This window comes from Streptomyces sp. NPDC059679, assembly GCF_042734105.1.
Lineage (GTDB): Bacteria > Actinomycetota > Actinomycetes > Streptomycetales > Streptomycetaceae > Streptomyces.
In genome coordinates, this window is sequence record NZ_JBHWES010000002.1 from 69,283 (window position 1) to 82,985 (window position 13,703).

The 13,703-nt window shown below is 71.9% G+C and carries 14 protein-coding genes; 2 read left to right on the forward strand and 12 right to left on the reverse strand.

Annotation, left to right across the window (positions count from 1 at the left end; all coding sequences use genetic code 11):
- Window positions 1-23: 23 nt before the first annotated feature.
- From ACFV2X_RS02905 to hrcA, 11 genes are all read right to left on the reverse strand, one after another.
- Window positions 24-1,337 (reverse strand): hemolysin family protein, encoded by a 1,314-nt coding sequence (locus ACFV2X_RS02905; protein ID WP_385610592.1) that lies wholly within the window; start codon window positions 1,335-1,337, stop codon window positions 24-26.
- Complete coding sequence (ybeY, locus tag ACFV2X_RS02910; RefSeq protein ID WP_311722500.1) at window positions 1,334-1,831, reverse strand: rRNA maturation RNase YbeY; 498 nt, start codon at window positions 1,829-1,831, stop codon at window positions 1,334-1,336. The genes ACFV2X_RS02905 and ybeY overlap by 4 nt, the downstream gene beginning before the upstream one ends.
- 12 nt (window positions 1,832-1,843) lie before the next feature.
- Window positions 1,844-2,845, reverse strand: a complete 1,002-nt coding sequence (locus tag ACFV2X_RS02915; RefSeq protein WP_385610594.1) for a PhoH family protein — start codon at window positions 2,843-2,845, stop codon at window positions 1,844-1,846.
- Window positions 2,846-2,975: 130 nt separating this feature from the next.
- Window positions 2,976-4,100, reverse strand: coding sequence for a PfkB family carbohydrate kinase (locus ACFV2X_RS02920; RefSeq protein WP_385610597.1), 1,125 nt, complete (start codon window positions 4,098-4,100; stop codon window positions 2,976-2,978).
- A gap of 143 nt (window positions 4,101-4,243) precedes the next feature.
- Window positions 4,244-5,164: a ribonuclease Z gene (locus tag ACFV2X_RS02925; RefSeq protein ID WP_385610600.1), complete on the reverse strand. Its 921-nt coding sequence runs from the start codon at window positions 5,162-5,164 to the stop codon at window positions 4,244-4,246.
- Between the two features lie 5 nt (window positions 5,165-5,169).
- Complete coding sequence (locus ACFV2X_RS02930; RefSeq protein ID WP_385610603.1) at window positions 5,170-5,529, reverse strand: histidine triad nucleotide-binding protein; 360 nt, start codon at window positions 5,527-5,529, stop codon at window positions 5,170-5,172.
- 133 nt (window positions 5,530-5,662) lie between these two features.
- A complete protein-coding gene (locus tag ACFV2X_RS02935; protein ID WP_385610604.1) occupies window positions 5,663-6,139 on the reverse strand; it encodes a hypothetical protein in 477 nt (158 codons plus the stop codon).
- Window positions 6,140-6,249: 110 nt separating this feature from the next.
- Window positions 6,250-6,993: a 16S rRNA (uracil(1498)-N(3))-methyltransferase gene (locus ACFV2X_RS02940; protein ID WP_385610606.1), complete on the reverse strand. Its 744-nt coding sequence runs from the start codon at window positions 6,991-6,993 to the stop codon at window positions 6,250-6,252.
- Window positions 6,990-8,081 carry a nitronate monooxygenase gene (locus ACFV2X_RS02945; protein ID WP_385610609.1) on the reverse strand — a complete coding sequence of 364 codons (1,092 nt, stop codon included), beginning with the start codon at window positions 8,079-8,081 and terminating at the stop codon, window positions 6,990-6,992. The genes ACFV2X_RS02940 and ACFV2X_RS02945 overlap by 4 nt, the downstream gene beginning before the upstream one ends.
- Window positions 8,082-8,266: 185 nt before the next feature.
- Window positions 8,267-9,403, reverse strand: coding sequence for a molecular chaperone DnaJ (gene dnaJ / locus ACFV2X_RS02950; protein WP_385610612.1), 1,137 nt, complete (start codon window positions 9,401-9,403; stop codon window positions 8,267-8,269).
- Window positions 9,404-10,420: a heat-inducible transcriptional repressor HrcA gene (gene hrcA / locus ACFV2X_RS02955; RefSeq protein WP_358636095.1), complete on the reverse strand. Its 1,017-nt coding sequence runs from the start codon at window positions 10,418-10,420 to the stop codon at window positions 9,404-9,406.
- 150 nt (window positions 10,421-10,570) lie between these two features.
- Between hrcA and ACFV2X_RS02960 the strand changes: the two genes are divergently transcribed.
- Window positions 10,571-11,299, forward strand: a complete 729-nt coding sequence (locus ACFV2X_RS02960) for an MBL fold metallo-hydrolase (protein ID WP_385610616.1) — start codon at window positions 10,571-10,573, stop codon at window positions 11,297-11,299.
- A gap of 61 nt (window positions 11,300-11,360) precedes the next feature.
- Window positions 11,361-12,191, forward strand: coding sequence for a DUF3097 domain-containing protein (locus ACFV2X_RS02965; protein WP_385610618.1), 831 nt, complete (start codon window positions 11,361-11,363; stop codon window positions 12,189-12,191).
- A gap of 129 nt (window positions 12,192-12,320) precedes the next feature.
- Here ACFV2X_RS02965 and hemW read toward each other — a convergent pair whose 3' ends face one another.
- On the reverse strand, window positions 12,321-13,562 hold the full coding sequence (hemW, locus tag ACFV2X_RS02970) for a radical SAM family heme chaperone HemW (protein WP_385610621.1): 1,242 nt from the start codon (window positions 13,560-13,562) through the stop codon (window positions 12,321-12,323).
- Window positions 13,563-13,703: the final 141 nt, after the last annotated feature.

The window sequence follows — 13,703 nt, forward strand, 5'->3', positions numbered from 1 at the left end:
CTTCAGTCTCCGGGTCGGTCTTCTCAGTCCCCGGGCTCGGTCTCCGCCGTCGCGCGGACCGGCTCGACCAGGACCGTGACGATGCGGTTCCGGCGGCCGGCGGGGGACTCGGCGGTCAGCCGGAGGGACTTGAGGTCGGAGTCCGGGCCGCCGTCCTCGACCGCGACCTCCGCCGTGGCGCCCGCGATCGGCACCCGCCCCAGCGACTTGGCCAGCAGCCCGCCGACCGTCTCGACGTCCTCGTCGTCCAGGTCCGTCCCGTACAGCTCGCCGAGGTCGTCCAGGCCGAGCCGGGCGGTGACCCGGTGGGTGCCGTCGCCCAGGTCCTGGATCGGCGGCAGCTCGCGGTCGTACTCGTCGGTGATCTCGCCGACGATCTCCTCGAGGATGTCCTCGATGGTGACGATCCCGGCCGTGCCGCCGTATTCGTCGACGACGACCGCGACGTGGTTGCGCTCCTGCTGCATCTCGCGCAGCAGATCGCCCGCGTTCTTGGTGTCGGGCACGAAGGCGGCGGGCCGCATGGCGGTGGAGACCAGCTCGGACTCGGCATCGCGGTTGATATGCGTCTTACGGGCCAGGTCCTTGAGGTAGACGATGCCGACGATGTCGTCCTCGTTCTCCCCGGTGACCGGGATCCGGGAGAAGCCGGAGCGCAGTGCGAGGGTCAGGGCCTGCCGGATGGTCTTGAAGCGCTCGATGGCGACGAGGTCGGTGCGCGGCACCATCACCTCGCGCACCAGCGTGTCGCCGAGCTCGAAGACGGAGTGGACCATGCGCCGCTCCTCGTCCTCGATCAGCGACTCCTGCTCCGCGAGGTCCACCAGGGCGCGCAGCTCGGCCTCGGAGGCGAAGGGGCCCTTGCGGAAGCCCTTGCCGGGGGTCAGCGCGTTACCGATGAGGATCAGCAGCGGCGGGATGGGGCCCATGACACGGGCCAGGGGCAGCAGGACATACGCGGCGGCGGTCGCCGTGTTCAGCGGGTGCTGGGCGCCGATGGTGCGCGGCGAGACGCCGACGGCCACATACGAGACGAGGACCATCACGCCGATCGCGATGGTCAGCGCCTTCCATGTCTCGTCGAACTCGCGCAGACACGCGTACGTGACGACCGCGCCGGCCGCCATCTCGCAGGCGACCCGCACCAGCAGCGCCACGTTCAGATAGCGGGTGGGGTCCTCGGCGACCTGCATCAGCTTGGCGCTGCCGCGCCGCCCGGCCCGCACGGCCTCCTCGGCGCGGAAGCGGGTGGTGCGGGCCAGGCCGGCCTCGGCGCAGGCCGCGAGCCAGGCGACCACCACCAGCAGGACGGCGGCTGTGATCAGCGGGCCGTTCATCGGGTCGTGGGGGCCGGGGAGGGGCCGGTCATGCCGCGCTCGGCGCGCCAGCCGTCGACGATGGCGGCCTGCAGCCCGAACATCTCGGCCCGCTCGTCCGGCTCCTCGTGGTCGTAGCCCAGGAGGTGGAGGACGCCGTGGACGGTCAGGAGCTGAAGCTCCTCGTCCATGGAGTGTCCGGTCGGCGCCTCCTCCCCCTGCTTCTTGGCCACCTCGGGGCAGAGCACGATATCCCCGAGGAGGCCCTGCGGGGGCTCCTCGTCGTCCTTCGCGGGCGGGCGCAGCTCGTCCATCGGGAAGGACATGACGTCGGTGGGCCCCGGCAGGTCCATCCACTGAATATGAAGCTGCTCCATGGCGTCGGCGTCGACGACGATCACCGAGAGCTCGGAGAGCGGGTGGATACGCATCCGGGCCAACGCGTAGCGGGCGACGTCCAGCACCGCCCGCTCGTCGATCTCCGTGCCGGATTCGTTGTTGACGTCGATCGCCATGAGAGTGTTGTTTTACTTTCCGTTCCGGCTGTCGTACAGCTCGTACGCGTCGACAATACGGCCGACCAGCCTGTGGCGGACCACGTCGGTGCTGGTGAGCATGGAGAAGTGGACGTCCTCGACGCCCTCCAGGATTTCCCGCACCTGGCGCAGACCGCTCTTGGTCCCGCCCGGGAGGTCGACCTGGGTGATATCACCCGTGATCACTATCTTGGAGTCGAAGCCGAGCCGGGTGAGGAACATCTTCATCTGCTCGGGGTTCGTGTTCTGGGCCTCGTCGAGAATGATGAACGCATCGTTGAGCGTGCGGCCGCGCATATAGGCCAGCGGCGCGACCTCGATCGTGCCCGCGGCCATCAGGCGCGGGATGGAGTCGGGGTCGAGCATGTCGTGCAGCGCGTCGTACAGCGGACGCAGATACGGGTCGATCTTCTCGTAGAGCGTGCCGGGCAGGAAGCCGAGCCGCTCGCCCGCCTCGACCGCCGGCCGGGTCAGGATGATCCGGGTGACCTGCTTGGACTGCAGGGCCTGGACCGCCTTGGCCATGGCCAGGTAGGTCTTGCCGGTACCGGCCGGGCCGATGCCGAAGACGACGGTGTGCTTGTCGATGGCGTCGACGTAGCGCTTCTGGTTGAGGGTCTTCGGGCGGATGGTGCGCCCACGGTTGGAGAGGATGTTCTGCGTGAGCACCTCGGCCGGGGTCTCCACCCCGCTCTCGCCGTTCTCCGCCGCGCGCAGCATGGAGATCGAGCGCTCCACCGCGTCCTCTGTCATCGGTTGACCGGTGCGGAGCACCAGCATCATCTCATCGAACAGGCGCTGGATGAGGGCGACTTCCGCGGGGTCCCCGGTCGCGCTGACCTCATTGCCCCGCACATGGATGTCGGTCGCCGGGAAGGCCTTTTCGATGACGCGCAGCAGCGAATCGCCCGATCCCAGCACCATGACCATCGGGTGCTTGGTCGGGACCGTGAACTGCGCATGCGCCTGGCGTGCTGTGGTTGGTTGCGTCATGGGCCGGCTCTGAGGCCTGCTCCTACCTCCTCTTACGGGGTTCTCGTTGCTCGACAACCTCGAGTACAAGGGTACGACGGAGCACTGACAAGACCCGAGTGCTTTTACTCCACTCCCTCATGCCTCTCCGTCACGCCTGCCGGAAGCCGATCGTGGGCACGGCCCGGCGCAGCGGCCAGGGACGGGCGGCGGCCGGGAGGATCCGGTCCAGGAAGGCGTAGCGGCGCAGCGCGGAGGGGTCCTGGTCGTCGTACGACTTGGCGTGCTGCCACCAGGCGGCGATCTCCACCCAGCCGGGGGCCGACAGCGAGCCGCCGAACTCCTGCACCGACAGCGCGGCGCTCAGGCCCGCGAAGGCCAGCCGGTCGGCGAGCGGCCACTGGGCGAGGGTGCCGGTGACGAAGCCCGCGACGAACACATCGCCCGCGCCGGTCGGATCCAGGGCCTCCACGGCGATCGCGGGCACCTCGGCGGTCTCGCCGGTGCGCCCGTCCACCGCGTACGCCCCCTCGGCGCCGAGGGTGACCACCGCGAGCGGCACCCTGTCGGCGAGCGCGCGGGCGGCGGCGCGCGGGCATTCGGTGCGGGTGTAGCGCATCGCCTCGGCCGCGTTCGGCAAAAACGCCTCGCAGTGCTCGAGATCGGCCAGGTCGGCCGGGTCCCAGCGGCCGGTGTCGTCCCAGCCGACGTCCGCGAAGACCATGCTGCCGTGGCCGACGGCCTGGGTGACCCACTCCTCGCGGCTCCCCGGGACCAGGGAGGCGATGGCGGCGCGGGCCGGGGGCGGGCAACTGGGGGCGGGCTCCTCCGGCGGCGGCGCCTCATGGCCGTGGGAGACCATCGTCCGCTCGCCCTCGTAGGCCATGGACACGGTCACCGGGGAGTGCCAGCCGCGCACCGTACGGGACAGCGACAGGTCGATGCCCTCGCCGCGGTCCAGGGCGTCGCGGCAGTAGTCCCCGTACATGTCGTCGCCGAAGGCGGCGGCGAGGGAGGTACGCAGACCCAGGCGGGCCAGGGCGGTGGCCATATTGGCCACCCCGCCGGGGCTGGAGCCCATACCGCGGGCCCAGGACTCGGTGCCGCGCACGGGGGCGGAGTCGAGGCCGGTGAAGATGATGTCCAGGAAGACCGAGCCGGTGAGATAGACGTCACAGGCCGGGTCACCGGGTCTGCGGACGGCCTCGAGCGGGTCGAGCAGGGGGTACTCCGCCGGGTACGCCGCCGCGAGCGGCTGGCCGTGGTCTGTGGTCACCGTGCGCTCCCAGATCGGACCGGCCTCGTCGCCGGTCCCGTTCCATGAATCTCGTTCAGTGAATGCGATGCGGATGAATGTGGATGAATACAGTTGCCGCCAGTCTGCCCGATGGCACTGACAGCGGCGGGCGCCCCGGGCGATCAGCGCCGCTTGGGCAGCACCACGCTCATCAGGTCCTGCGCCACCGTGAGCTCCCCCTCGAAGCCCGCCGCCCGCGCCTGGCGCTCGAAGTCGGTGGGGTCGCCGTACCGCTGTGAGAAGTGGGTCAGCACCAGATGCCGCACCCCCGCCTCCGCGGCCAGCCGAGCCGCCTGTCCGGCGGTGAGATGCCCGTACTCGACCGCCAGCGGCTCGTCCTCGTCCAGGAAGGTGGACTCGATCACCAGCAGGTCGCAGCCCTGGGCCAGGTCATGGGCGCCCTCGCACAGCCGGGTGTCCATGACGAAGGCGAAGCGCTGTCCGCGCCGCACCTCGCTGACCTCCTCCAGCGTGACCGTGCGCCCCTCCCGCTCCAGCGCCCCCTCCTGCTGCAGCCGGCCGATCTCCGGCCCGCGGATGCCGTGCGCCACGAGCCGGTCCGGCAACATGCGGCGGCCGTCGGGCTCGATCAGCCGGTAGCCGTAGGACTCGACCGGGTGGGAGAGCCGGCGCGCCTCCAGCGTGTACGCGGCGGTCCGCACCAGGACGCCGCCCTCCCCCGCCACCGGCGCCTCGGCCAGCGACACGGTTTCGCGGTACGCGGTCGCGTACCGCAGCCGCTCGAAGAAGCGCTGTCCGCTCGCCGGGTAGTGCGCGGTCACCGGGTGCGGCACCCGGTCCAGGTTGATCCGCTGGACGACCCCGGCCAGGCCCAGCGAGTGGTCCCCGTGGAAGTGGGTGACACAGATCCGGTTGATGTCATGGGCCGCGACCCCTGCCCGCACCATCTGGCGCTGGGTGCCCTCGCCGGGGTCGAAGAGGATGCCCTCGCCGTCCCAGCGCAGCAGATAGCCGTTGTGGTTGCGGTGCCGGGTCGGCACCTGGCTCGCGGTGCCCAGGACGACCAGTTCGCGTACGGACAACGGGATTACCCGGGGGGCCAGTTGAAGCCGCGGCCGCCCAGGATGTGGGCGTGCGCGTGGAAGACGGTCTGGCCCGCGCCCGAGCCGGTGTTGAAGATGACGCGGAAGCCGGTGGCGTCGATCTCTTCGTCGGCGGCGACCGCACCCGCCTCGCGCAGTATGTCGGCGGCGATCTGCGGCTCCGCGTTCGCGAGGGAGGCGGCGTCCGGGTAGTGGACCTTGGGGATCACCAGGACGTGGGTCGGCGCCTGGGGGTTGATGTCCCGGAAGGCGACGGTCGTCTCGGTCTCGCGGACGACGGTCGCCGGCACCTCCTTCGAGACGATTTTGCAGAACAGGCAGTCGGCCTGCGGTTCTCCCGCCACCGGTGGCTCCTTACGCAACGTCGGCTGGTACGGAACCGGATGCTACCGGGACGCCCGGAGGGCGCGCGCCGGAACCGCATGGTGCCCTTGGCGCCGGCTTGTCCCGCCTGCCTGTGCCGCCTGCCCGTCCCGCCTACTTGTCGCTGCCCGCCGTGGTCTTCCGGTCCCACGGGTGGGTGGTGTGCCCGGACGGCCGGGGATGCTTCGTCTTCCGCGCGTTGCAGTCGCCGATCACACTGGCCTGGAAGACCTGGTGCCCGTCCACCTTGGCGGTCAGATCGCCCCGAACGCAGATGTTCTTGCGCTCGTAGGTGACGGTGCCGCTGACCTTGATGGTGCGGTCGTCATCGGTCTTGCCCCGGCAGTGGACGGATGCCTTCGCGTCCTGCGACGGGCCGGACGTGTGCTTACCCTTCACGTCCGCGTTGCACGTCATCCACCGCACGTCGATACCGCCCTTTTCGAGCGCGCGCGTGCTGACCCGGTCCGTGGTGACCGCCACCCCGATGGCGTTGAGCCCGGTGTCGTCCCTGGGCTCGCACGCCGCCACGGCGACGATCGTCAGAGCCGCCGCCACCACCGCGAAGAGCGCGTTCCTTTGATGCCTCATTGCCCCCATAAGAAAAGGTTCCCACCGGAGCGGGGGGAACCGGAAGAGCAACCTCGGCCACATGATCCGCCGGGTGGGGGCCATCCGGGCCCGTCCGGGCCGGGGTTACGTCAGCCCCAGCGGCCCGTGCGGCCCAACAGCAGCGCGACCGCCGCCGTTCCGGCCGTGGAGGTGCGCAGCACGGTCGGGCCCAGGCGGTACGGACGCGCCCCCGCCTCGGCGAAGGCCGCCAACTCCTCGGGCGATACGCCCCCTTCAGGGCCGACCACCAGCACGACGCTGCCCTCGGCGGGCAGCGGCGCGGTCGCAAGCGGCTCGGCGCCCTCCTCGTGCAGCACGGCCGCGAAGTCGGATTCGGCCAGAAGCCGAGCAACCTGGCGGGTTGTCATCGCGTCCATCACCTCGGGAAAGAGGAGCCGGCGCGACTGCTTGCCCGCCTCCCGGGCCGTCGCGCGCCACTTTCCCAGCGCCTTCAGGCCGCGGTCGCCCTTCCACTGGGTCACACAACGCGCCGCCGTCCAGGGCACGATGGCGTCCACGCCGGTCTCCGTCATGGTCTCCACTGCCAGTTCGCCGCGGTCCCCCTTCGGCAGCGCCTGGACGACGGTGATCCGCGGGCTCGGCGGCACCTCATGGCGTACCTCGGCCACCTCGACCAGCAGCCGGTCCTTGCCCTCGACGGCCGCCACGGCGCCGAAGGCGCCCGTACCGGCCCCGTCCGTCAGCACCACCGGCTCGCCCACGCGCAGCCGGCGCACCGACACGGCATGCCGCCCCTCCGGTCCCTCGAGCGCCAGCCGCGCCCCTACGGCCGCCCCCGCGAGGGAGTCGGCCAGGAAGACAGGGGCGGTCACGACACCGCCCCTCTGTCCCACGTAACGCCCAAACCCTCACGTGCCGCGTCCAGTTCGGCCGCCAGCACCTCCACCAGCCGCGCGGCGGGCAGCTCCCGGGCCAGCCGGTGCCCCTGCCCCGCCCACAGCGCCATGCCCTGCGGATCGCCGGCCTTCGCCGCCGCCTTCCGCAGCCCCGAGGTGAGGTGGTGCACCTGGGGGTAGGCGGCCGGGGCGTACCGGCCGTGCTCGCGCATGAAGCGGTTGACCAGCCCGCGCGCGGGGCGCCCGGAGAAGGCGCGGGTCAGCTCCGTACGGCCGAAGACCGGGTCGGTCATGGCCCGCTTGTGCAGGGCGTTGGCCCCCGACTCGGGGCAGACCAGGAACGCGGTCCCCAGCTGGGCCGCGACCGCGCCCGCCGCCAGCACCCCGGCGATCTGCGAGCCGCGCATCAGCCCGCCCGCCGCGATGACCGGAATCTGCACGATCTCCCGGACCAGCGCGAGCAGCGACAGCAGGCCGAGCCCGGCGCCCGTCCCGTCGGCGCGCGGGTCGTCGCGGTGGGTGCCCTGGTGGCCGCCCGCCTCGACACCCTGCACGCATACGGCGTCGGCGCCCGCCCACTGGGCGGCCTGCGCCTCGGCGGGCGAGGTCACGGTCACCACCGTCCGCGTCCCGACCTTCCCGAAGGCGTCGAGCACGGCGCGGGCGGGGCAGCCGAAGGTGAACGAGACGACCGGGACCGGGTCGTCGAGGAGTATCGCCAGCTTGGCGTCGTACGCGTCGTCGGAGCCCGCGTCGGGGTCGCCCAGCGGGGTGTCGTACCAGGCCGCCTCCCCGGCCAGCTGCTCCCGGTAGACCTCCACGGCGGCGGGGTCGGCGGTGAGCGCGTGTGGCATGAACAGGTTCACGCCGAAGGGCCGGGCGGTCTGCCCCCGCAGCTGCTTGATCTCCTCGTACATCGCCTCCGGCGTCTTGTAGCCGGCGGCGAGGAACCCGAGGCCACCAGCCTCGGAGACGGTGGCGGCCAACTGCGGGCAGGAGGCCCCACCCGCCATCGGGGCCTGCACGATCGGGTACCGAAAGAGATCGGTCAACGCGGAGGACATGGCGACATCGTGTCATGTCCTCCGCGTGAATCCGTACTCGGCTCGGTGCCGCTCAGGGCCGCCTCAGGCCCGCGGGGGCGCCTACCGTCCGTTGAACGCATCCTTCAAACGCGAGAACAACCCCTGCTGCCCTGGCTTACTGCATTCCCCCGGGGGGCAACCCCCGGACCCCCGGCCGGGGGCGCCTACCGTCCGTTGAACGCATCCTTCAAGCGCGAGAACAACCCCTGCTGCCCTGGCTTGAATTCGCCCGTCGGCCGCTCCTCGCCCCGCAGCTTGGCCAGCCGCCGCAGCAGCTCCTCCTGCTCCGGGTCGAGCTTGGACGGGGTCTGCACCTCGACGTGGACGATCAGGTCGCCTCGGCCGCCGCCACGCAGGTGGGTGACGCCGCGCTGGTGGAGCGGGATCGACTGGCCGGACTGGGTGCCGGGCCGGATGTCGACGTCCTCCCGGCCGTCGAGCGTGTCCAGGGGCACCTTCGTGCCCAGGGACGCCGCCGTCATCGGGATGGTCACCGTGCAGTGCAGATCGTCGCCCCGGCGCTGGAAGACCGGATGCGGCAGTTCGTGGATCTCCACGTACAGATCGCCCGCCGGGCCGCCGCCCGGGCCGACCTCGCCCTCGCCGGCGAGCTGGATCCGGGTGCCGTTGTCCACACCGGCCGGGATCTTGACGGTCAGCGTCCGGCGCGAGCGGATCCGCCCGTCGCCCGCGCACTCCGGGCACGGGGTCGGCACCACGGTGCCGAAGCCCTGGCACTGCGGGCACGGCCGGGAGGTCATGACCTGGCCGAGGAAGGACCGCGTCACCTGGGACACCTCGCCCCGGCCGCGGCACATGTCACAGGTCTGCGCCGTGGTGCCGGGCGCCGCACCCTCGCCGCTGCACGTCGTACAGACGACCGCGGTGTCGACCTGGATGTCCTTGGTGGTCCCGAAGGCCGCCTCGGTCAGCTCGATATCGAGGCGGATCATGGCGTCCTGGCCGCGCCGGGTCCTGGACCGCGGGCCGCGCTGGGACGCGGTGCCGAAGAAGGCGTCCATGATGTCGGAGAAGTTGCCGAAGCCGGCGCCGAAGCCGCCCGCGCCGCCCCCGCCGCCCGCGGCGGACAACGGGTCTCCGCCCAGGTCGTAGACCTGCTTCTTCTGAGGATCGGACAAGACCTCGTAGGCGGCGTTGATCTCCTTGAACCGCTCTTGGGTCTTGGGATCCGGATTCACATCCGGATGCAGCTCACGGGCGAGCCGGCGAAATGCCTTCTTGATCTCGTCCTGTGAGGCATCACGCCGCACGCCCAGGACTGCGTAGTAGTCCGTCGCCACTTACGACTCCGCCAGGATCTGTCCGACGTAACGTGCCACTGCGCGTACCGCTCCCATCGTTCCGGGGTAGTCCATGCGGGTCGGTCCGACCACGCCGAGTTTGGCGACCGCCTCGTCGCCCGAACCGTAGCCGACTGCCACGACCGAAGTGGAATTCAGGCCCTCGTGAGCATTCTCATGACCGATCCGTACGGTCATGCCCGAGTCCTTCGCCTCGCCCAGCAACTTGAGCAGCACGACCTGCTCCTCAAGCGCTTCGAGCACGGGCCGGATCGTCAGGGGGAAATCATGCGCGAAGCGGGTGAGATTGGCGGTGCCGCCGATCATCAGCCGCTCCTCGGTCTCTTCGACCAGCGTCTCCAGCAGGGTGGCCAGGACCGTCGAGACGGCACCCCGGTCCTCCTGCTCGAAGGACTCGGGCAGATCCTGCACCAGCTGCGGCACATCCGCGAACCGCCGGCCCACGACCCGGCTGTTCAGCCTGGCCCGCAGGTCCGCGAGCGACTCCTCGCTCACGGGCGCCGGACAGTCCACCATGCGCTGCTCGACCCGCCCGGTGTCGGTGATCAGCACCAGCATCACCCGCGCCGGGCTCATGGCCAGCAGCTCCACATGGCGGACCGTCGAGCGGGTCAGCGAGGGGTACTGCACCACCGCCACCTGCCGGGTCAGCTGCGCGAGCAGCCGGACCGTACGGCCCACCACGTCGTCCAGGTCCACGGCGCTGTCCAGGAAGTTCTGGATGGCCCGCCGCTCCGGCGTGGACAGGGGCTTCACCCCGGCCAGTCTGTCGACGAACAGCCGGTAGCCCTTGTCCGTGGGAATGCGCCCGGCGCTGGTGTGCGGCTGGGCGATATAGCCCTCGTCCTCCAGGGCCGCCATGTCGTTGCGCACCGTGGCCGGGGAGACGCCCAGCCGGTGCCGCTCGGTGAGCGCCTTGGAGCCGACCGGCTCCTCCGTGCCCACATAGTCCTGGACGATCGCACGCAGTACCTCGAGTCTGCGTTCGCTGAGCACCGCGCGCACCTCCAGTCCAGCCGTCTCATCAGGTATTCCCCCTGGCACTCAATGGTCACGAGTGCCAGAACCCCTCAGCCAGTGTACGGCGGGGTGCCGTGGCCGGGGCAAGAGCCGCCGCTTTGCCACCGCTGGAGCTAGCGTCTCCGTATGGACACCCGTTGGGAAGAGGCGCGCTGGGAAGATCTCGCGCCGTCCGTCGTCCGGTGCCGTCTGCCCGGCTGGGACGCGACCGTCGGCGCGATCGCCGGCCGGACCGGCGTCCTGGTCGTCGACACCGGCGCCGACCTGGCCGAGGGCGCCTGGGTTCGGCGCGAGGTCACCCGGCTCTTCGGCCGCCGGCCCACCCACATCGCCCTCACCCATCCCCACTTCGACCATGTCTTCGGCACCGCCGCCTTCGCGGGCTGCGAGGTGTACGGGGCGGCCGGGCTCGACGAGCTGCTGCGCCGCGAACGGGACGCGCTGCGCGACGACGCGGTGCGCCACGGCCTGGACCCCGGTGCCGCCGCCGGGGCCGCCGACCATCTCGTACGCCCGCACCATCTGGTGTGCGGCGAGCTCACCCTGGACCTGGGCGACCGGCCCGTCCTGCTGGCGAACGTGGGCCCCGGCCACACTGCCCACGACCTGGCCGTCCTCGTCCCCGGCCGGGCCCCGGGCGAGCCCGAGGTGGTCTTCTGCGGCGATCTGGTCGAGGAGTCGGGGCCGCCCCAGGCGGGCCCCGACGCGATCCCAGGCCAGTGGCCCGCCGCCCTGGACCGGCTGCTCGCCCTCGGCGGTGAGGACGCGGTGTACGTCCCGGGGCACGGCGCCGCCGTGGACGCCCGTTTCGTCCGGGCGCAGCGCGATGAACTCGCGGCTCGTTTCGGCCGCTGAACTCACGGCTCGTTCCGGCGTGTCCTCCTGAGGTCGCCGCCACGGCGCTAGGGTCATGCGGATGCGACAGTACGACCCGGACCTGACCCCGCCCTGGAAGCGCCAGGCGCCCGCGCCCGAGGTGCCCGCCGAGCCCGACCTGGTCGTCGAGGAGGTCACCACCGGGTTCTGTGGCGCCGTGATCCGCTGCGAGAAGACCGCGCAGGGCCCCACGGTGACTCTGGAGGACCGTTTCGGTAAACATCGGGTCTTCCCCATGGAGCCGCGCGGCTTCCTTCTGGAGGGTCGCGTCGTCACCCTGGTACGCCCCCGCGCCGCCGCCCCCACGGGCCCGCGCCGCACGGCCTCCGGCTCCCTCGCCCTCCCCCAGGCCCGCGCGCGCGTCGCCCGCGCGGGGCGCATCTATGTGGAGGGGCGCCATGACGCGGAGCTCGTCGAGCGGGTGTGGGGGGACGATCTGCGCATCGAGGGCGTGGTCGTGGAGTACCTGGAGGGGATCGACGACCTGCCCGCGATCGTCCGCGACTTCTCCCCCGGCCCCGACGCCCGTCTCGGCGTGCTGGTCGACCATCTGATCCCGGGCACCAAGGAGTCCCGTATCGCGGCCGAGGTCACCGGCGAGCACGTACTGATCGTCGGACACCCCTATATCGACGTATGGGAGGCCGTGAAGCCCTCCTCGGTCGGCATTCCGGCCTGGCCGGCGGTGCCGCGCGGCCAGGACTGGAAGACGGGTGTGTGCCGGGCTCTGGGGTGGCCCGAGAACACGGGGGCGGCCTGGCAGCGGATCCTGTCCTCGGTCCGCTCGTACAAGGACCTGGAGCCGGCCCTGCTGGGGCGGGTGGAGGAGCTGATCGACCATGTGACCGTGGGCGGCCCGGCCGGGCCGTAGGGGGCCTGTGGGTCTGTGGGCCTGTGGGGTCCGGGTCGGTCGTCCGACGTCAGGTCAGGGCCTCGGGTCGGGCGGGCGCGCCGGGTCGTCCTCCGGGCCTCGGGTCGGGCGGGCACCTCGGATCAGGCGTCAGTCCACCAGATCGCGCACCACCGCGTCGGCCAGCAGCCGCCCTCGCAGGGTGAGCACCGCCCGGCCCGCGCCGTACGGCTCCTGCTCCAGCAGGCCGTCCGCCACGGCCCGGGACGCCGCGGCGGCGCCCGCCGGGGCCAGCAGGTCCAGCGGGCAGCCCTCCGCGAGCCGCAGCTCCAGCAGGATCCGCTCCACCCGGCGCTCCTCGTCGGTCAGCACCTCGCGGCCGGCCCCCGGGGACCGGCCCTCGCTCAGGGCCTGTGCGTAGGCGCCGGGGTGCTTCACGTTCCACCAGCGCACACCGCCCACATGGCTGTGCGCGCCGGGGCCGGCGCCCCACCAGTCCGCTCCGCGCCAGTACAGCTCGTTGTGACGGCACCGGCCGGCGACCGACGTGGCCCAGTTCGACACCTCGTACCAGCGGAACCCGGCCGCCGACAGCATCTCCTCCGCGATGAGATAGCGATCGGCGTGCACATCGTCGTCGGTCATCGGCACCTCGCCGCGCCGGATCCGCCGGGCGAGCTGGGTGCCCTCCTCGACGATCAGCGCGTACGCCGACACATGGTCGGGCCCGGCGCCCAGCGCGGCCTCCAGCGAGGCGCGCCAGTCCTCGTCGCGCTCCCCCGGCGTGCCGTAGATCAGGTCCAGGTTCACATGGTCGAATCCGGCCGCCCGCGCCTCGGCCACGCACGCCTCGGGGCGGCCCGGGGTGTGGGTGCGGTCCAGTACCCGCAGCACGTGCTGCCGGGCGCTCTGCATCCCGAACGACACCCGGTTGAACCCGGCCGCCCGCAGCCGCTCCAGATAGCGCGGGTCGACCGACTCCGGGTTGGCCTCGGTGGTGACCTCGGCCCCCTCCGCCAGCCCGAACTCGTCCCGGATGGCACCGAGCATCCGCCCGAGGTCGGCAGCCGCCAGCAGGGTCGGGGTGCCGCCCCCGACGAATACGGTCTCGACCGGACGGGGGTCGTCCCCCAGCACCTTGCGGGCGAGGCGGACCTCCTCGACGACCATGTCGGCGTAGTTGTCGCGCGAGGCGAGCACGCCGCCGGATCCGCGCAGCTCAGTGGCGGTGTAGGTGTTGAAGTCGCAGTAGCCGCAGCGCGTCGCGCAGTAGGGCACATGCAGATAGAACCCGAGCGGCCGGTTCGCTGCCCCGGCCACGGCGCTCACGGGCAGCGCGCCGTCCTCGGGCATGGGCTCGCCATCGGGCAGTACGGAAGGCATGCCCCCCATTGTCCGCCATCGGCGCAGCGCGCCGAACGCCGCGCGGCCGGGAGGCCCGCGGCCGGACGCCTCGCGGTCCAGGGGCCCGCCCCGCCAGGGGCTGGGCCGGACCCAGGCCCCTGGCGGGGGCGGAGCCCCGGTGTCAGGCCG